This is a genomic window from Amycolatopsis regifaucium (assembly GCF_001613935.1).
In the GTDB taxonomy this organism is placed as follows: Bacteria; Actinomycetota; Actinomycetes; order Mycobacteriales; family Pseudonocardiaceae; genus Amycolatopsis; species Amycolatopsis regifaucium.
In genome coordinates, this window is sequence record NZ_LQCI01000001.1 from 126502 (window position 1) to 144835 (window position 18334).

The following is an 18334-nucleotide window of genomic DNA, read 5'->3' on the forward strand; positions in this document are numbered from 1 at the left end:
CGGAGAGCCCCGACGGCGATCGGGCGCGATCGGAAGGCTACTTCTTCCAGACGATCGGGTCGTCCTTGTACCCGTCACCGTCGCTGTAGGTCGCGCCGCCGACCTCGCCGCCGTCGCGCACGGCCTGGAGTTCGCAGGTGTCGTAGGTCGCGCCGACGGTCTTGAAGTCCTTCTTCGCCGTCTCGGACTGGCAGTTCGGGGTCTCGCCGGTGATGATCACGCCGGTGCTCTTGTTGTTCGGGCCGACCGCGCGCAGGCGCACCGTGCTGTAGGTGAGGTCCGTGCCGCCGACGTTCTCCACCGTCATCCGGATGTACACCGGCGTCATGCCCTTGGCCTTGTCGCCATACGCGGCGAGGTCTTCCTTCGGGCCCAGCTCGATGGATTTCACGGTGATCGCGACGGTGCCGGTCTTGTCGGTGCCGTACTTGAACGGCACGACGGCGCGGTCGCCGACCTTCAGTTCACTGCCGGGCGCGGTGGCGTCCGCGTTCGAGACCGGGACGGTGCCGCTGGTCGCGGGGGAGGACGCGGCAGCCGACGTCGACGTCGGAGCGGGGGCGGGCACCGGGGAACCGCCCTCTTCTTTGCCGCCGCAGGCGGAAAGCACCAGCATGGCGGCACAGCCGGTGGCGGACAGGGCGATGCGGTCGAACTTCATGGATCTCCTCGGACTCCCCGCCGAATCCTGCTCCGGCGTTCTCGCCACGCACCGTAATCGACAGCGGAGTACGACGGTGTGGGCCATTCGCACCACGAATGATCACGAAAAGGTTGCGCTGATCGGACCAACGTGAAGTACGGTCACTTCTTCCAGGTGATCGGGTCGTCCTTGTACCCGTCGCCTTCGCCGAACGACACGCCACCGACCTCGTTACCGTCCTTGACGCCTTCGGTGTCACAGGTTTCGTAGGTGGCGCCTGGCGTGGTGAACGTCTCCGGCGCCGTCTCGCCCTTACAGGCCGCGGTGCCGCCGGCCATGATCACCTTGGTGCCCTTGCCGCTCGCGTCCACCGCGCGCACGGACACCGAAGTGTCGGCGAGGTCCGTGCCACCGACGTTCTCGATCACCATCCGGACGTAGACCGGGAGCGTGCCCTCGCCTTTGTCCTTGAACTTGGCGAGATCCTCCTTCGGCCCGACGTCGACCGACTTGACGGTGATCGCGATCGTGCCGGACTTGCCCGCGTCGCTGAACGGGACGACGGCGCGTTCGCCGACCCTGAGTTCACTGCCGGGTGCCAGGGTGCCGTCGGCTCGGACGGTCTTCCCGCCCGCTTCCTCGCCGCAGGCGGAAAGCAGCAGCGCGGCGGCGCAGGCGGTGGCGATCAAGGCGGTACGGGCGGACTTCATGGTTCTCCTCGGACTTCCGCCGAACCGGTGACGGCGTGCTCGTCACGCACCGTAGCCGCAGCGGGGGCCCGCGACTGTGGCCCGTTCACACCACAACCGATCACAAATCGCTTACGCCGATCAGCCCGTCCTGGATCGCCCGTGCGACCAGCGCTGCCTTGGTCGGGGCTTCCCGGCCGATCTGGGCGTACTTGACCCGGATCCGCTCCAGATGCGAGTTGACCGTGTTCGGCGAAATCCCGAGCCGGTGCGCGACGAAATCCTTAGACTCCGACTGGAACCATTCGATGAGCACTTCGGTCTCCCGCGCCGAGAGGGCCGGACGCCGGTCCGAGCGGTCCCCGGCCAGCGCGCCCGCCAGCGACGGCGGCGTGTACGGCCGGTCGGCGGCCGCCGCGCGTACGGCTTCGAGGAGGTGTTCCGCGCCTTCGGCCTTGGTGAGATAGCTGAGGGCGCCGAGTTCGAGGCACTGCAATACGGTCTCGTCGTCGGCCCGCATCGAGTAGACGACGACGCGGCGGCCGGCTTCGGTGAGCCTGCGCAGATCTCCCATCGCGGGGGTGGTGCTGTTCAAATGCAGGTCGAGGATGACGACGTCGGCCTGCGCCCCTTCGCCGATCCAGGCGGCCCGCACGTCCTCGCCCTCGGCCACCACCCTGACCGGCGGGGTCCCCGACGACAACCAGTGCACGACCCCGGCCCGCACGGCCGGATGATCGTCGACGACCACCGCGGTCAGTTCGGTCGCGAACGCCATTTCGCCTCCATCCACGATCGTTCTCCCAGCGCGTGCCATTCGACGTCGACGACGCCCGATCCGTTCACCAGCGGGCCCGGTTCACCGTCGGTGATCACCGCGACCCGGATCTCCTCACCGGTCCGCAGCACGCTGACCCTCGCCTGCGACCGGGCGGCGACCAGCGCGGTCATCAGCGGGCCGGTCAGCTCACGGCGGACCGCCGTCGGGACCGGCGCTGGTTCACCGCTGACCGCCAAGGCCACCGTCAGGCCCCGCCGTTCGGCGAGGTCGACGCACGCCGACACCTCGTGCACCAACGGGTCGGGGACGTCGTCGTTCTCCGCGAACAGCCGTCGCAGCTGCGTGGCCGCGAGCGCGCAGCGCCGCTGGACCGCCTCGTCGCGCGGATCCAGTGTGCGGTCGGCCAGTCCGGCGAGCAGCGGCAGGGTGGTGCCGAGCTGACCGGCGAACCGGCTGCGCTGGTCGGCCTCCCGTTGCTCGGCGAGTGCCTTGCGGTGGAGCAGCCGGTCGCGTTCGGCCGAGGCCTCCGCGGCTTCGCCCGCCCGCCGGTACACGACCCGCACCAGCGCCAACGTGGCGAGCTGGAAGGTGATCACGCTGAGCCCGCCGATCACCACGCCGCTGATTTCGGCCCGGTCGGCGGGAGCGGCGGTGACCAGCCGGACGACGTCCAGCACCAGTTGCGCCCCGAGGGCCGCCACCGCGGCCACCGGCCGGTCGAGCAGCAGGACCAGCAGATGCCAGCCGACCAAGCCGAAGACCCAGTGCCGTTCGCCGAACAGTTCACCCGGCGGCACCGCCCAGCTCGCCACCGCCGAGGCGGTCAGTGCGACGACGGTGCCGATCATCCCGGCCTGCCACGGAACCGGCTTGCCCCGCAGCACCCACCACGACGCGACGAGAAGGACGATGCCGAGCGCCACGAACGCGGCCCGGCTTTCGGCGCCGGTCACCCGGGGCAGACTGAGGCCGACCTGGATCACCACGGTGATGCCCAGGATCGCGATCCGGCAGCCGCCGAGGACCCGCTCCGCCGTCTCATCCATCGGGCCACACCAGTTCCACCGTGGTCCCCGCGCCGGGCGCGGAGGTCACCTTCGCCCGGCCGCCCACCGCGGCCATGCGCTCGACGAGCGACCCCCGGACGCCTCGCCGCTGCGCCGGGGTCGCGGCGGGATCGAACCCGCGGCCCTCGTCCCGGATGGTCACGCGTACGCCGTCTTCGACCGTCAGCCGGGCCTCGCCGACACCCGCGTGCCGGTCGACGTTCGCCAGCGCCTCGCGTACGGCCCGCACCAGCGCGAGCGCCGCGGAGGCCGGGATCGCCGGGAGCGGCGACCAATGTGTCTCGACCCGCACCGGGCTTTCCGCGAGCACTCCGCGCAGCGAGGTTTCGAGATCGACCACCCCGCCGGGGCCGGACTCGCCGGTGAGGATCGCGAGATCCCGGCGGGCGTACTCGGCGACCTCGGCCGTTCCCGCGGTCTTCCCGCGCTGGGCCACGGTGAGAAAGGTGGCCGCCGCCGTGTCGTGCAGGACGGCCAGATACTCCCGTTCCTGACGTCGTCGTTCCACGGCAAGGGATTCCTCCCGCGCCAGCCGGGCGCGCCGCTCGCGCAGGTGGTCGATCCGGCGGGTCGTGCGCAGCAACAGGAGGAAGGCGCCCCTGGCGAGCGCGGCTTCGAGCACCACCCGCAGCACCACGAAGAGGCCGTCCTCGAAACCGAGCGGTACCACCTCGATCGCCAGCAGGCAGGCGACGGCGGGCACGGTGACCTTCGGCGGCCATTCCCACTGCAGGGTGATCGCGGTGATGGTGAGGACGTTCAACGCCCACTGGTTCAGCTCGCCCGCTTCGGGCGCCGTCAGGAACTGGGTGCCGCAGATCGCCACGGCGCGGACCAGCGTCAGCGCGAACGCCACCGGCCTGCCCCGGCCCGTCTTCCCCGCGAGCTGCTCGGCCACGGCGGTGCCCAGCGCCAGCGCGAGCAGGCCGCAGCCGAGAAGGAGCGCGCCCGGTGGCGTCGCGAGCACTCCGAAAACACTGATCACCAAGAGGCCGACGCCTCGCGCGGGGCCGGCGAACCGGCCGACCACCGTCAAGAACTCCGCTTCGACGGAGGTCTCACGAGCGGACGGCACGGGCAGCAGTCAAGCAGACGCCTGGACCCGGCACCACGACGGCGTGGGGTGGGTTACGTGCCTCGCCCGGTCGGGGGTATTTCCGCCTTTCGATTGTGCGCACCCGGTCGGCCGGCACAAGAATCGCCCCATGCGCGCAAGGCGGTTCGCCTCGATTTCTGCCGGTGCCGCCGCGGTGGTGTGCGTGGCGGCCCTTGTCGTCACCGATGGGGCGGTCGCCGCCCCGTTGCCGGGTGGACTGGGACCGTGTGTCGGACCCGCCTGTCCCGGCACGTACCCCCCGGTGAACAACAAGGACTACGCCGGGCGGGACAACGGGATCAATGTCTATGTCGGCGGCGAATTCCAGGTTCGCGAAGCGGCGGCGGAAGCCGAAGGCCGGGTCGTCGTCCTCGGTGATTTCGACATGGCGAAACGAGCAGGCGCGTCCGCCGTGTACAACGTCGGCATCGCCGGTGTCGGCTCACGGGTCCCGCCGCCGGACGGGGCGGATTTCCTGACGACCGGCGGGGACGTGAGCATCGCGGCGGGACAGCGGTTGCTCGCCGATGGCGGTGTGGTCCGGCACGCGGGAACGGTGACCGGGACGGTTACCGGCAAACTCGAGAAGGACCCTGACGCGGCGAAACCGTATTCGGGCCTGCGCGAGGATCTTCGCGTGGCGAGCAAGTGCTACGCACGCGAGAATTCCACTCCGCGCCCTGCCACGGGCACAGCGCGCAACGAGGGATACCGCACTCTGTTCACCGGGGACGGGAAATCCGCCTTGCAGGTGTTCACCGTGGACTTCGATCTGGTCGGCCGTACCGGCGGCATGCAGGGCATCGAGTTCACCGGCATTCCGGCCGGGGCGACGATCCTGGTGAACATGGTGGGGGCGGAACGGACGATCAACACCTACACCGGCGACCTCGACGACCGGGACCCGCTGAACAAGCTGCGCGAGCGGCTCCTGTGGAACTTCCCGGACGCCACCAAGGTGAAGATCGCGGGTGGCGCACAGTTCCAGGGAAGCGTGCTGATCGGCGAACCGGGAAGCACCGCGACGGTCACCGCGTCCGGGATGAACGGCCGTTTCTTCACCACGGGCTCGCTGGTGCACACCTCGGAGGCGACCGGTGGCGGCGGGCAGGAGTTCCACGCCTACCCGTTCACCGGTGACCTGCCCGACTGCGTCACCACGCCGACCACGACGCCGAGCAGTTCGACGTCTTCGTCTTCCCCCTCCATCAGCCCGACGACAGCCACCTCGACCACCACCAGCAGTTCGAGCAGTGTGCCCACGAGCAGCACGTCGTCCAGCAGCACGTCGCGGCCCACCACGACCACTACGGGCAGCAGCAGTACTTCGCCGACCACCAGCAGTACTTCGAGCACGACCCCCGGCCCCGGGATGACGACCAGCACCACGCCGGGACAGCCGATCGCGACCACGCCGGGTGGCGGGCCGTCCGACAGCGGCCCGCTGGCCTCGACCGGCAGCGAACTCCGTGGCCTGCTCGTCTCCGGCTTGTTCCTGTTGCTTCTCGGCGGCGTGCTCGTGGTGCTCACGATCCGGTCGAGGCGCCGGGAATCCTAGGAGAGCTTGGCGAGCGCCGTGTCGAGGATGTCGCGGCGGTCCGCCAGCAGCGCCTCCGCGGCGGTACGGCCGGTCGCGGCCAGATAGGCGTCGACGAGCCGGTTACCCACCGCGTAACCGGCACCGGTCGGGAGACCGACCGGGGTGCCGCCGTAGCGGGCGGCGGTCTCGTCGCCGTGTACCCAGGCCGTGAAGTTGCGCATGCCGGTGATCCCCAGCCCGGAGACGACCTTCGCGAACACCGCGTCGTCGCGCAGGTGCGGCACGCCGATGCGGGCATAGCCGAGTTCGTCGCCGTACAACTGGCGAGCGAAGGCGTCGGCCAGCCCCTCGGACACGATCTGCTCGCCGACGGTGACCGTCGCCGGGTCCCAGATCACCCCGCCGGGGCTGTAGCGGAGATTGTGGTTCAGCTCGTGCACCGCCGTCGCCTCCAGTCGCGCCAGGTTCTCCGGGTACGGCCAGAAGGTGAGATAGAGGTAGCCGGACACGCTGCCGTTCGCCGACATCCCCAGGTTCGGCCCCATGAAATGCGCGTCGCCGGGATCGCCGAGCACGGTGAGGACGGTGATGTCCGGTATCGCGAGTTCCGGGATCGCCGCGAGCTGTGCGGTCACGGCGTCGTCGAGTGCCCGCTGGATGCGGTTCCAGGCGTCGGCTTCGTGCAAGGCGCCGAGACCTTCGAGGCAGCGCTCTTCGTCGCGGTCGAGCGGGAAGCCGGAACTCATCGCGTGCATCGCGACGAGGTCCACCTCACCGGGGAAGTAGCGGTACATCCCGGCGGCGGGCTCGACCATCGCCTTGAGCAGCGCGGCGCGGTCGGCCCGCGGCGCGCGCAGGATCTCGCGCATCGCCGGGTAGGTGTCCAGAACGGTGATCGTCATGGCAGCGACGGTAAAGGCTCCAGTGGGGGGAGACTCAAGCCTGGGGTGAACCAGGGAGAATCCCCGATGCCGTCGGCGGCGCCCGCTCCTAACCTCGTGATCATGATCCGACGGATACTCCTGGTCCTCCTCGCGGGAGCGGCGGTCTGCCTCGTGCCGTGGACCGTCTACCTCGCGCATACGCTGCCCGACCGGTACGACACCGGCCAATGGCGCGCGGCCTGGGTCGGATTCGACGTCGCCCTTCTGCTCTGCTTCGCCGCCGGGGCATGGCTCGGGTTGCGCCGCCGCCGGGCGGCCGTCCCGCTGCTGTCGGCCACGGCCGCGCTGTTGTGCTGCGACGCCTGGTTCGACGTCATGCTCGGCTGGACGTCGGACGAGCGGTGGGCCAGTGTCGCGCTCGCGGTCTTCGTCGAGATCCCGGTCGCCGTGGTCTTGGCCCTCGCCGCGAGGCGGCTGCTGAGCACGGCGATGCCCCAGCGGACGGTGACCTTGCGCGACATCGAGCTGCGGGACGACCCGCGATACCAGCGGGTGACGGGCGAACTTCCCGCCACCGCCGAACAGGTGGCGCGGAACACCGGGCTCCAGCGGGCGGAAGTCGTCGAATGCCTGAAAACCTTGCAGGACAACGGGTTCGTGCGCCGTGGCCGGAAAGGGGAGTGGTTCTCACTCCCGCAGGACCTGCGCGAGCCGAAGCCGGAGGACTACACCGGCGAAGCCCGGGACCGGGTCACCGCGTTCCTCGACGCGAAGTACGAGAACGAGGTCGCACTGCTGTCCTGGGCCGCGTCGCATCGCGACGAATTCGGCCCGTGGGCGACGGCTCAGCGGACTTCGACGCGGCTGACCGAAGACGAATTCCGCGAACTGGACGCCGAATATCGCGAGCTGATCAACCGGTACTGCCAACGTCGTCGTCGCCCGGCGGCGGGCGAGCAGGAGCTTTCCGTGCGCTTCTATGCCTTCCCGCCACCGGAGGCCGTGCCGTCCTAGGGATGCCGCCAGGCGAGGAACGTCTCCAGCGTCGTCAGCCGGTGCTCCCGCACAGCCAGTTCGATCTCTCCGGCAGGCGCCCTCCGGTCGAACAGGTCGAGGATGTTCTGATGCTCCTGCACGGATTCGTGCGCGCGTCCCGGGACGAAGCTGAACGTCGACGTGCGCAGCCCGGCCAGCCGGTTCCAGCCGCGGTTGACCAGGTCGAGCACCTGGGGGTTGGGACAGGTGCCGAACAGGACACGGTGGAAGTCGCGGTTCAGCGCGGTGAACCGCGACGGCTCGAAGTTGTCGAGGCAGGCGGTCAGTTCCGCGTTGAGTCCCTTGGCCTCCTCGAGTGCCTTGCCGGGCAAGGACGGCGCCGCCAGCGCCGCGGCGTAGCCCTCGACCAGGGCGAGCGTCTGCATCGTGTGCTGGTAATCGCTCTCGTCGGCCATCGCGACCTGCGCGCCGATGTTGTGCTCGTAGGTCACCAGCCCTTCGGCCTCCAGCCGCCGGACCGCTTCGCGTACGGGCACCGTGCTGACGCCGAGTTCCTGCGCGATCTGCCCGAACACGAGGCGATAGCCGGGGGAGAAGGTGCCGTCGTCGATCCGCGCCTTGAGCCAGTGGTAGGCGATCTGCGACTTGCTCTTCGCGGTCCCGTTCACCGCGTCGCCCGCGGTCACGAGTAGTGCAGCCAGACGGATTTGGTCTCGGTGTACGCGTCGATCGCCCACGGGCCCATCTCGCGGCCCCAGCCCGACGCCTTGTAGCCGCCCCACGGCGCGGCCATGTCGGGGATCGACGGCATGTTGACGAACACCGCCCCCGCCCGGATGCCGTTGGCGAACCGGTGCGCGACACCGATGTCGCGGGTCCACACGGTGGCCGCGAGCCCGTACTCGGTGTCGTTCGCGCGCGCCAGCAGCTCGTCGGGATCGTCGTAGGCGGTGACGGCGAGGACAGGGCCGAAGATCTCTTCGCGCATGATCGTCATGTCGTCGGCGACACCGGCGAACAGCGTCGGTGAGTAGAAGTAGCCTTCGCGATCGACGACCTGGCCGCCGGTGACCAGGTCCGCGCCCTGTTCGCGACCGGTCGAGACGAGGAAGTCCACGTGCTCGCGGTGCTTCGCGGACACCAGCGGCCCGAGCTGGGTGGACTCGTCCAGACCCGGTCCGAGCTTGAGGCCTTCGAGCCCGGCGGCCAGTTTCGCGACGAACTCCTGTTCGCGCTTGCGGTCGACGAAGAACCGGGTGTACGCGGCACAGACCTGTCCGCTGTTCAGTGTCGCGCCCGCGAGGTTGCCCGCGACGGCGGCGTCGATGTCGGCGTCCGAGGCGATGATGCTGGGTGCCTTGCCGCCGAGTTCGAGAGTGAGCCGTTTCAGGTTCGACTCCGCGCTGGCCGCCGTGATGAGCTTCCCGACCGCGGTGGACCCGGTGTAGGACAGGTGGTCGACGTCGTGGTGCTTGCTCAGCAGCGCACCCACCGCGCCGTCGCCGGTGACCAGGTTGACCACGCCCGGCGGGAATCCGGCCTCGTGCACCAGCTCCACCAGCCGGATGCTGGTCAGCGGCGTGACCTCGCTGGGCTTGATCACCACGGTGTTCCCGGTGGCCAGCGCGGGCGCGAGTTTCCACACCAGGATCATCAGCGGGAAGTTCCACGGCGTGATCAGCGCGTTCACTCCCACCGGCTCGCGGCGGGTGTAGTGCAGGGTGTCCGGGAAGGACACCGGGTTGGTGGTGCCCTGGATCTTGGTCACCCAGCCCGCGAAGTACCGGAGATGCTCGGCCGCGCCGGTGACGCTGACCTGGCGCGAGATGCCGATCGGCTGGCCCTGATCGCGCGTTTCGAGCGCGGCCAGTTCCTCGTGGTGCTCGTCGACCAGTGCCGCCAGCTTGAACAGCAGCGCGGCCCGCTGAACCGGGAGCAGTCCCGCCCACGCGGGGTCGTTCAGTGCCTTCCGGGCGGCGCCGACGGCGGCGTCGACGTCGGCGGCCGACGCGGTGCCGACCTCCTCGATCACCTGGCCCGTGGCCGGATCGTACGTCGGCAGGGATCCGCCTCCGGCGGCGGTCCACTGTCCGTCGATGAACAGGCTTGTGGCCATGGCTAGCTCCTCCTCGACCTGGATGTGATCGAGTATCGGGCGCCGCGGGCATCCCGGTCTTGCCCGCCAGGGCACGCCGATTGTCGGCCAGCGAACCGAATCCGCCGGACGGCGCCGTGGCTTGCGAGGGTGGAGGACATGGACGTCATCGTGGTGGGAGCGGGTTCGGCCGGTTCGGTGGTCGCCAGGAGACTGGCCGACTCCGGGGCGTGGGTCACCCTGCTCGAAGCGGGCGGGCCGGACACCAACCCGGCCATCCACGACCCCTCGCGGGCCGGTGAGCTGTGGCACGGCCCGGAAGACTGGGACTACTACACCGTGCCGCAGCCGCACGCGGCCAACCGGCGGCTGCACCTGCCGCGCGGCAAGGTCCTCGGTGGGTCGCACGCGCTCAACGCGATGATCTGGGTACGCGGCGCCCCCGCCGACTACGACGGCTGGGACCTGCCCGGCTGGCGGTGGGACGACGTGCGCCCGGTGTTCGAGCGGATCGAGAAGGATCTGCTCGACGTCGTACCGAACGAGCCGCTCCACCCGATCCAGCGGTCCATTGTGGACGCCGCCGTGCAGGCAGGCTTTCCGTTCAATCCCGACTACAACGACGGCGAACTCGACGGCGTCTCGGTGCAGCGCGTCACCACGCGGGACGGCAAACGGCTCAACACCTGGCTCGCCTACGGGCTGCCCGCCGCCGGCCGGATGACCGTCCACACGGGAGCGCTCGTACACCGGTTGCTGTTCGAGGGGACCAAGGTGACCGGTGTGCTGGCCGAGGTCGACGGCGAACTGCGCAAGGTCTTCGCCGATGAGGTCGTGCTCGCCGCGGGCGCGCTGGCCTCACCGGCGATCCTGCTGCGCAGCGGCGTCGGTCCGGCGGACGACCTGGCCGCCCACGGCATCGACGTCGTCGCGGATCTGCCGGGCGTGGGGAAGAACCTGCACGATCACCTGCTCTCGCCGGTCATCTTCACGACCGACCGCCGTCAGGTCGAGCCGCCCGCGCCCGGCCGCTCGGTCACGCAGACCCAGCTGTTCTGGCGCAGCCGTCCCGGTCTCGCCGTCCCCGACACTCAGCCGATCCATTTCAGCGTGCCGATGTACGAAGACTGGATGACCGGCCCGGAGACCGGGTTCTCGCTGATGGCGGGCATGGTCACGCCGCGCAGCCGGGGCAGCCTGCGGCTCTCCGGGCCGAGCCCGCTCGACGAACCGCTCATCGACCTCGCCGCGCTGGAAGACCCGGCCGACTTCGAGAGCCTGGTCGCGTCGGTGGAGCAGTGCCGGGTGATCGGCCGGGCGTCCGCGCTGGCGGAGGAGTGGGGCGCCCGCGAGCTGTATCCGGGGCGGGACGCCGACGTCCGCGACTACGTCCGCCGGACCGCCATCACCTACCACCATCAGGTCGGAACCTGCCGGATGGGCACCGACGAACTGGCCGTGGTCGATCCGACGCTGGCCGTGCACGGGCTCGAAGGACTCCGGGTCGCCGACGCGTCGGTGCTGCCGCGGGTGACCACGGGCAACACCAACGCGCCGGCGGTGCTGGTCGGCGAACAGGCCGCCAGGTTCATGCCCGGCCGATAGTGCGGCGCAGCCACGAGGCCCGGGCGGCGAGCGCGGCCCGGGTCACCTCACTGTCCGGCGCGATCCGGTCGAACCCGTGGTACGCGCCCGCCCAGACGTGCAGTTCAGTGGGCACGCCCGCGCGCCAGAGGCGCCGCGCGTAATCGACGTCCTCGTCACGGAAGATCTCGGCCGCGCCGACCTCGATGAACGCGGGTGGAAGCCCGGTGAGATCGCTCGCGGTCGCCGGGACGGCGTACGGCGAGGTCTGTCCTTGGAGGAGAGAGCGCCAGCCGAATTCGTTCGCCGCCCGGCCCCAGACACCGCGTTCGGCGAATTCCACCGTGGACGCGGAATCGTTGCGGCTGTCGATCATCGGGCACAGCAGCAGCTGGCCTGCCAAGGCCGGACCACCTCGATCCCTGGCCAGCAGGGCGATCCCCGCGCTGAGCCCGCCGCCCGCACTGCCGCCCCCGACGATCAGCTTCGCCGGATCGAAACCGAGTTCAGCGGCGTTCTCGACCATCCAGACCAATCCCGCGTAGCAATCTTCGAGCGGTGCCGGATGCGGATGTTCGGGGGCCAGCCGGTAGTCCACGGTCACCGCGACGAAGCCGAACTCCTCGACGAGCGCGACCATCCGGGGCAGATCGGCGAACCGGTCGTCCAGCACCATTCCACCACCGTGGATGTTGTAGAACCCCGGCGCGTCCCGTCCGGGCCGACGGGGTTTGAGCACGGTGACGACGACGTCGGTACCGGGCACGGCACGGTCTTCCCAGACGAGGTCCCGGTCGCCGACCGCCTCGGCGCACGTCGGATTCCCGTCGGCCAGCGCCTTGCGGACACTCGCGAGCGACTCGGCACTCAGCGGCGGTCCGGACGGCAGGCCTTCGAGGGCCGCGGCGAGTTCGGGATCGAACGCCGTCACGGTCCCTCCGGATCGACGACGTCCCGGTCCGCCCAGTACGGCTCGACGAGTTCGCGCAACTTCTCCGCGCCCACCCGCTCGACGAGGTCGACGGCGCCGAGGTTGTCCTTGAGCTGCTCGGTACTGGTCGCGCCGAAGAGCGTGGTCGTGTTGGCCGGGTGGGTGAGGGTGAAGGCCAGGCACAGCTGGGCCGCCGTCGCACCGAGTTCGCTCGCGAGCTTCGCGAGTTCCGGGGCGGAGGCGGCGATGCGCTCGCGGATGTCGCCGGGGTCGCGGCCGACCTGGCGCGCGCCGCTGTTCTTGCCCAGCAGGATCCCGCCCTCGAAGATGTCCGAGGACTGCAGCGTGACCCCGAGCTCACCGAAGACGCGCTTGAAGGGTTCACCGTCCGGAATGGACCTTCGGGCGACGCTGTACTTCAGTTGCGCGATGGCCGGTCCGGGCACGTTCTCCGTCGCGGCGAAGTCGTGCAGGGCCCGGATGGTGGTGGCCGACCAGTTGTTCACCCCCCACTGCCGGATGAGCCCGGCTCGGCGGAGTCCGTCGAGATCCACCACCAGCCGGCGCAGGTCGGTGTCGTCGCGGCGGAGATCTCCCAGCACCACCAGGTCGGCGTGGTCGACCCCGGCGCGGAAGAGCGCGTTGTCCAGCTGGTCGCGGAGGCTCTGCTCCGGGTAGCCCTCCAGCCAGAGTTTGGCCGAAAGCAGGTAGTCGTCCCGCTTGAGGCCGGCCGCGCGGACCATGGCGGAGAACAGGACGTCGGTGAAGACCGGCGTACTGCCGGGGAACCCGTAGACGCCGACGTCGAAGAGCGTGATCCCGGAATCGACCGCGGCGCGGACGAGGTGCACGGCCTCGCGGAAGTCCATCCGGTCGTAGGTGTGCCAGGAGCCGAGCGAGAGCACGCCGGTGAGCGGGCCGTCGCGGCCGATCCGGCGCTGGGGGATGACGGACATGGGGTCTCCTAGGGAAGACGGGGATCGATGACGGCTTTGAGTTCGCCGAGCCGCGACATCGACTCGACGCTCCGCGAAGCTCCGGAAAGCCCGACGGGCGCGCTGAACAGTTCGCCCCAGGGCATCCGGCCGGCGAAGGTGCGGAAGAAATCCACCGAGCGGTGGTAGTCGGCGATGTCGCCGTTGAGCGACCCGACGACCGTGAGTTCCTTGCCCATCACGGTGCCCAGCGCCACGGGGGAGGGCGCGGGACCGGTGGAACCGACGATCGCGATCGTGCCGCGCTGTGCGGCGAACGCCACCGCCTCCTCGCCGATGGTGGGGCCACCGGCGAAGTCGAAGACGTGGTCGGCGCCGCGGCCACCGGTGAGTTCCTTGACCCGTTCGACGCGGTCTCCGGCGCTGCCGTCGACCGGGATCGTCGCTGTCGCACCGAAACGCCCGGCGGTCTCGAGCCGGTCGGCGGGACCGCCGATGGTGATCACGTCACCTGCCCCGGAGATCCGCGCGACGGCGGTCGCGAACACGCCGAGCGCGCCGGCGCCCTGGACCACGACCGTCGCACCGGGCCGGATCCCGCCGGAGCGCGCGACCGCCCGCAGAACGGTTTTGCCCGCGCAGCCCGACATCGAGGCCCAGGTGTCCTTGACGTCGTCCGGCAGCAGCAGTTTGGCCGCGCCGGGGGTCACATAGCAGTACCGGACGAGACCGCCGGTGGCGTAGGGAAAGACATCGGAGCGCTGGAGGAACCCGTAGCCGCGCTTCTCACAGGCGACCGGCTCCCGCAGGATCGTGCAGCCGTAACACTTTCCGCAGGTGGACTCGGACCAGCCGATGCGGTCGCCCTCGGCGATCTCCCGGCCGAGGGTGTCGGTGGTACCCGGTCCGACGGCCACCACCTCGCCGACCATTTCGTGCCCCAGCACCATCGGCAGCATGCCGGGGAAGGTCATCTGGCCCGACCAGAGATGCACGTCGGTGCCGCACAGGGTGGTGCAGGTGATCCGGACCAGCGCGGCGCCCGGTTCCGGTTCCTCCGGCAGCGGCAATTCTCGCAGGGTGAGCGCGGACCCGTGTTCGGTGAGCACCGCCGCTTCGGTTCTGTTGGCCATCTTTTTAGTCTACAGTCGTAGGAGAAAAAGTCCAGATCCTGGAGGAACCATGCCGTCGCAACGTATTCGTCCCGCCTCGCTCGTGGTCCGCGGCGGTCCGATCCTCACCTTCGACCCGGCGGACACCGTCGTGCGGGCGATGGCGGTGCGCGACGGCCGGATCGTCGCCGTCGGCGATGTCGCCCTGGACCACATCGGCCCGGAAACCGAAGTGATCGACCTCGCGGGCAGAACCGTTTTGCCCGGAATCAACGATTCGCACCTGCACGCGACCTGGCTCGGCGCGCGATGGCCGGACACGCTGATCGGTGCCGCGGGATTTTCCGGCGGTGAAGAGAAATCGGTGCGCACCGCACGTGAACGACGGGCCGCCATCCTGCGCGCCGGCGAGCTGTGTGCGTCGCTCGGCATCACGAGCTACACCGAGCCCGGGCTGGGACCGGGAGAGAAGGGCTGCTTCGGCGCCGAGGTGCTGGAGGAGTACGCGGCACTGGCCGCGGAAGGCCTGCTGCGGGCGAGGGTGACCGCGTTGCGGCTGTTCGGCCTGCTCGACGGCGCCAGCTCGCTGATGGACTTCGCACGTGGACTCGCGACGCCGATCCCGGCGGCGGATCCCTCGTGGCTCACCGTGCCCGGGGTGAAGATCTTCGCCGACGGCATTCCGCCGATGCGGTCCGCCTGGACGAATCATTGCTACGCCGACGGTTCGCACGGCGCGCTGCTCGTCGACGGGGACGACGACACCGATCGCGCGGGCAACCTCGCCGCGATGATCAGGCTCGCGCACGACGCCGGGATGGTGGTCGCCGTGCATGCCACGGGAGACCTCAGCATCGAGGTCGCGCTCGGGTCGCTGCGCCGAGGCGATCATCTCGTCCACGGTGACCTGGTGACCACGGACCAGCTGGCGCGGATGGCCGCGGCGGGGATCGGCCTGACCACTCAGCCCGCCATCGCGGTGGCCATGCGAGGAATGCTTTCCGAAGCGTTGAGTGCCGAGGTCGGTGCCCGCGCCTGGCCGCTGGCGGAGATGCTGGCTTCGGGTGTCCCGTTGACCTTGAGCAGTGACGCGCCGGTGGTCACCCCGGACTGGCGGGTGCACATCGCCGCGGCGGCCCGGCTGCTGAAAGTGTCCGAAGTGGACGCTGTGCTGATGCGTAGATTGCTGCGCTGCTACACGGTCGCGGCCGCCGGGCAGGACGGGGCGGCGTCGTGGAAGGGGTCGCTGACCGTGGGCCGCGTCGCCGACTTCTGTGTGCTGGCGGCGAATCCACTCGAGGTCGCCTTCGCGGACCTGCCGGACGTCGATGTCGAACTCACCGTGTCCGGCGGCCGCGTCGTGTACTCAGGTGAGCAGTTGCCCGCCGTCGACCTGCAGGCTCACCCCGGTGAGATGGCCGGCGTCGGCGGAGGCGAGGAAGAGGACTGACGGCACGACGTCGGCGACGGAAGCGATGGTTCCCAAAGGAATCCTCGCTTCCCACGCCGCGCGGGCCGCGGTGTCGGAAGCGAAACCGGCGGTCATCGGCGTGAGCACCGGGCCGGGCGCGACGGCGTTGACCCGGATGCCGTGCGGCGCGAGTTCGAGCGCGGCCGAACGGGTCAGCGCCTCGACCGCGGCCTTGGTGGCCTCGTAGTGGCCGAGCCCGGGCGTCGGCTGCCGGGCGCCGATGGAGGTGATGTTGACGATCGCGCCACGGGTGCCCGCTTCGAGCATGTGCGCGCCGACCGCCCGGGTCATCAGGAAGGTGCCGCGGAAGTTCACCCGCATGCACAGATCGAAGACGCCGATGTCCAGTCCCACCAAGGGGCCGCCGCCTCCCGCGAGACCGGCGTTGTTGACCAGGACGTCCACCGGGCCGAACCGGCCGGTGACGAGGGCCAGCGCGGCCTCGACCGAGCCGGGATCGGAGATGTCGAGTTCGACGTGCTCCGCGCCGAGTTCGCCCGCCAGATCGTGGGCCGCGCGCGCGTCGACGTCGGCGATGACCACGCGGTCGCCCGCCGACTGGAACGCTTCGGCGACGCCGCGGCCGATACCGCTGGCGCCGCCGGTCACCACTACGAGTCGCTTGTTCATTCTACGATCGTAGACTAAAACTGGTTTCCGTTGCCAGCGAAAGGAAATCTCGTGCACGAGAAGCAGAACGGACTGGGCTTCGCCACTTCGGCGCTGAGCCTGGGATCCTGGAACACCTGGGACAGGATGGACTTCGACGACGCTGTGCGCCTGATCCGGTACGCGATCGACGCACGCGTCACGCTGTTCGACGTGGCCCACTACAACATGGGGCCGCATTCCGAACAGTCGCGCACGGACGTCCTTTTCGGCGAGGCCGTCCGAGCCGCCGGGATCACGCGCGGCGAATTCCAGCTGTGCGGGAAACTCTGGCTCTGGGACTACCCGAACACCGGTTTCGCCGAGCAGCTCGCGACCTCGTTCGACCGGATCGGCGTCGACCACGCCGAGGCCGTCGTCGTCGGCGACTATTTCGAGCGGCCGGACATCCCGCGGATCGTCACCGAGGTGGCCGAGCAGATCCGGCTCGGACGGTTCGACGTGTGGGGTGTGAACAACTGGCATGCTTCGGATCTCGACCGGGCGCTGGACTTCGCTGCCGCCGAGGGACTTCCGGCGCCTCGGTTCGCTCAGCTGAAGTACAGCGTCGCCCGGCGGTCCATGGCCGAAGGCCCGTACTACGGTGCGCATTTCGAGGCCGGACGGCTGACCTTGCAGGCGTCGGACGTGTTCGAGGGCGGTGTGCTGCTCGGCAAGATTCCGGCGCGGAAGATCGGCGCGGATCCCGGTGGTATCCGGGAATCGATCCGCGGCGCCGCCTCCCGCGTCGCTGCCGTGGCCGGGGAGTTCGGGGTGAGTCCTTCGCAGCTGGCTCTCGCGTTCTGCCTCGCGTACGGGCCGGTGGCGAACGTGTTGTTCGGGGTGAGCCGCCTCGCGCACTTAGAGGACAACTTGGGTGCGGTACGGCTGGCCTCCGAGCACGGTGCGGAGGTGCGGGCGGCTCTGGAGGATCTCTGGCTGGACCGCTCGGTCGCGGCCGACGGCACCCTCTGATCCGCCTCGGGACCGCAATGAAGGACGCTTTCATCGCGAATTTCGCGATGAAAGCGTCTTTCATTGCGGCTGCGCGAGGGCCCCACCGCTCCCTCGCGACGAGGAGCCCCACTCCACCTGCCATGCCATGAAAGGTCCTTTCCTTGCGAAATTTGCAAGGAAAGGACCTTTCATGGCGCGCGTCGGGGCGAAATCTCAGCCGAGGAACTCCAGCACGGCCGCCTTGAACTCCAGGCTCCGCAAAGCCCCACCGTGGTCCCCGGGCACTCGCACGAGATCCGCTCCCGGTACGAGTTCGACCAGCGTTTCGATGCCCTGGCTCACCGGGTCCTCCGCACCCGCCACGAACCGGGTGGGCACGGAGACGGCCCCGGAAACCGGCGAGAAAGGCTCCGCGCGCAGATCCTCGATGCACCGGGCGAGCGCGGCCGGATTCCGCCCCGGCGCGGTGATCATGTGCGCGATCATGCCCGTCAGCGGATCCGACGGTGGTTTGCCACCCTCGGCGAACGCCAGCGCGGCCGCGACGTCGACGGCGCCGAACGGTTCGAACGGGCTCACCCCCGCCAGCACGAGCCGCCGGACCGGGGCCCGCGCGGGCAGTTCCCAGGACAGCCGGGCGCCCAGCGAGTACCCGACGACGTCCACTTCGGACAGACCGGAAACGAGCCGCGTCAGTTCAGCGGCGAGCGCGGCGGCGCCCAGTGAATCCGGGAGAGCGGGGCTGGAGCCATGAGCGGGCAGGTCGGGGACGAGAACCTCGCGGCCCGCGGCGGTGAGCGCGGCGGGCCACCCCGTGGTGATCCAGTCCGTGTGCCCGTCGGAGGCGAAGCCGTGCACCAGCAGCACGGGTGGACCTGAAGGGGCCGAAGGGGTGAAGCGGCGCA

The 18334-nt window shown here is 70.0% G+C and carries 18 protein-coding genes; 5 read left to right on the forward strand and 13 right to left on the reverse strand.

The annotated features are described in order from the left end of the window. Nucleotides 1-37 precede the first annotated feature (37 nt). The 5 genes from AVL48_RS00550 to AVL48_RS00570 all read right to left on the reverse strand — a co-directional run bounded on the left by AVL48_RS00550 (nt 38) and on the right by AVL48_RS00570 (nt 4255). Entirely contained in the window at nt 38-661 is a 624-nt protein-coding gene (locus AVL48_RS00550; protein ID WP_061982998.1) for a hypothetical protein, read from the reverse strand. A 143-nt stretch (nt 662-804) separates the two neighbouring features. After that, the gene (locus AVL48_RS00555; protein ID WP_061982997.1) at nt 805-1353 is read right to left on the reverse strand and encodes a hypothetical protein; all 549 of its coding nucleotides are present in this window, start codon (nt 1351-1353) and stop codon (nt 805-807) included. Between the two features lie 100 nt (nt 1354-1453). Further along, nucleotides 1454-2110: a response regulator transcription factor gene (locus tag AVL48_RS00560; protein ID WP_061982996.1), complete on the reverse strand. Its 657-nt coding sequence runs from the start codon at nt 2108-2110 to the stop codon at nt 1454-1456. Then, entirely contained in the window at nt 2089-3159 is a 1071-nt protein-coding gene (locus AVL48_RS00565; RefSeq protein ID WP_061982995.1) for a hypothetical protein, read from the reverse strand. The genes AVL48_RS00560 and AVL48_RS00565 overlap by 22 nt, the downstream gene beginning before the upstream one ends. Continuing rightward, the gene (locus AVL48_RS00570) at nt 3152-4255 is read right to left on the reverse strand and encodes a sensor histidine kinase (RefSeq protein ID WP_061982994.1); all 1104 of its coding nucleotides are present in this window, start codon (nt 4253-4255) and stop codon (nt 3152-3154) included. Before AVL48_RS00570 ends, AVL48_RS00565 begins: the two co-directional genes overlap by 8 nt. 130 nt (nt 4256-4385) lie before the next feature. On the opposite strand from AVL48_RS00570, the gene AVL48_RS00575 reads away from it, so the two are divergent. Next, nucleotides 4386-5834 carry a choice-of-anchor A family protein gene (locus AVL48_RS00575; protein ID WP_061982993.1) on the forward strand — a complete coding sequence of 483 codons (1449 nt, stop codon included), beginning with the start codon at nt 4386-4388 and terminating at the stop codon, nt 5832-5834. Here the strand turns inward: AVL48_RS00575 and AVL48_RS00580 are convergent. Continuing rightward, on the reverse strand, nt 5831-6718 hold the full coding sequence (locus AVL48_RS00580; protein WP_061982992.1) for a DUF2268 domain-containing putative Zn-dependent protease: 888 nt from the start codon (nt 6716-6718) through the stop codon (nt 5831-5833). The genes AVL48_RS00575 and AVL48_RS00580 overlap by 4 nt on opposite strands. A 102-nt stretch (nt 6719-6820) precedes the next feature. On the opposite strand from AVL48_RS00580, the gene AVL48_RS00585 reads away from it, so the two are divergent. Then, complete coding sequence (locus tag AVL48_RS00585; RefSeq protein ID WP_061983100.1) at nt 6821-7714, forward strand: helix-turn-helix domain-containing protein; 894 nt, start codon at nt 6821-6823, stop codon at nt 7712-7714. On the opposite strand, the gene AVL48_RS00590 is transcribed toward AVL48_RS00585, so the two are convergent. Both AVL48_RS00590 and AVL48_RS00595 read right to left on the reverse strand, forming a co-directional pair. Then, nucleotides 7711-8382 carry a GntR family transcriptional regulator gene (locus AVL48_RS00590; protein ID WP_061982991.1) on the reverse strand — a complete coding sequence of 224 codons (672 nt, stop codon included), beginning with the start codon at nt 8380-8382 and terminating at the stop codon, nt 7711-7713. The genes AVL48_RS00585 and AVL48_RS00590 overlap by 4 nt on opposite strands. Next, nucleotides 8379-9812 (reverse strand): aldehyde dehydrogenase family protein, encoded by a 1434-nt coding sequence (locus AVL48_RS00595; RefSeq protein ID WP_061982990.1) that lies wholly within the window; start codon nt 9810-9812, stop codon nt 8379-8381. The genes AVL48_RS00590 and AVL48_RS00595 overlap by 4 nt, the downstream gene beginning before the upstream one ends. A gap of 138 nt (nt 9813-9950) precedes the next feature. Here AVL48_RS00595 and AVL48_RS00600 point away from each other — a divergent pair, with 138 nt between their 5' ends. Continuing rightward, nucleotides 9951-11396: a GMC family oxidoreductase gene (locus AVL48_RS00600; protein ID WP_061982989.1), complete on the forward strand. Its 1446-nt coding sequence runs from the start codon at nt 9951-9953 to the stop codon at nt 11394-11396. On the opposite strand, the gene AVL48_RS00605 is transcribed toward AVL48_RS00600, so the two are convergent. The 3 genes from AVL48_RS00605 to AVL48_RS00615 are packed head-to-tail and all read right to left on the reverse strand — an operon-like array spanning nt 11380 to nt 14374. Further along, the gene (locus AVL48_RS00605; RefSeq protein ID WP_061982988.1) at nt 11380-12306 is read right to left on the reverse strand and encodes an alpha/beta hydrolase; all 927 of its coding nucleotides are present in this window, start codon (nt 12304-12306) and stop codon (nt 11380-11382) included. The genes AVL48_RS00600 and AVL48_RS00605 overlap by 17 nt on opposite strands. After that, entirely contained in the window at nt 12303-13262 is a 960-nt protein-coding gene (locus tag AVL48_RS00610) for an aldo/keto reductase (protein ID WP_061982987.1), read from the reverse strand. Before AVL48_RS00610 ends, AVL48_RS00605 begins: the two co-directional genes overlap by 4 nt. 8 nt (nt 13263-13270) lie before the next feature. Then, nucleotides 13271-14374 (reverse strand): zinc-binding dehydrogenase, encoded by a 1104-nt coding sequence (locus AVL48_RS00615; protein ID WP_061982986.1) that lies wholly within the window; start codon nt 14372-14374, stop codon nt 13271-13273. Between the two features lie 49 nt (nt 14375-14423). Here AVL48_RS00615 and AVL48_RS00620 point away from each other — a divergent pair, with 49 nt between their 5' ends. Continuing rightward, nucleotides 14424-15803 (forward strand): amidohydrolase, encoded by a 1380-nt coding sequence (locus AVL48_RS00620; RefSeq protein WP_177242354.1) that lies wholly within the window; start codon nt 14424-14426, stop codon nt 15801-15803. On the opposite strand, the gene AVL48_RS00625 is transcribed toward AVL48_RS00620, so the two are convergent. Next, nucleotides 15720-16436 carry an SDR family NAD(P)-dependent oxidoreductase gene (locus AVL48_RS00625; RefSeq protein ID WP_082857505.1) on the reverse strand — a complete coding sequence of 239 codons (717 nt, stop codon included), beginning with the start codon at nt 16434-16436 and terminating at the stop codon, nt 15720-15722. The genes AVL48_RS00620 and AVL48_RS00625 overlap by 84 nt on opposite strands. A gap of 69 nt (nt 16437-16505) precedes the next feature. Here AVL48_RS00625 and AVL48_RS00630 point away from each other — a divergent pair, with 69 nt between their 5' ends. Further along, a complete protein-coding gene (locus AVL48_RS00630; protein WP_061982984.1) occupies nt 16506-17447 on the forward strand; it encodes an aldo/keto reductase in 942 nt (313 codons plus the stop codon). Between the two features lie 195 nt (nt 17448-17642). Here AVL48_RS00630 and AVL48_RS00635 read toward each other — a convergent pair whose 3' ends face one another. Beyond that, nucleotides 17643-18296 (reverse strand): alpha/beta fold hydrolase, encoded by a 654-nt coding sequence (locus AVL48_RS00635; protein WP_061982983.1) that lies wholly within the window; start codon nt 18294-18296, stop codon nt 17643-17645. Nucleotides 18297-18334 lie beyond the last annotated feature (38 nt).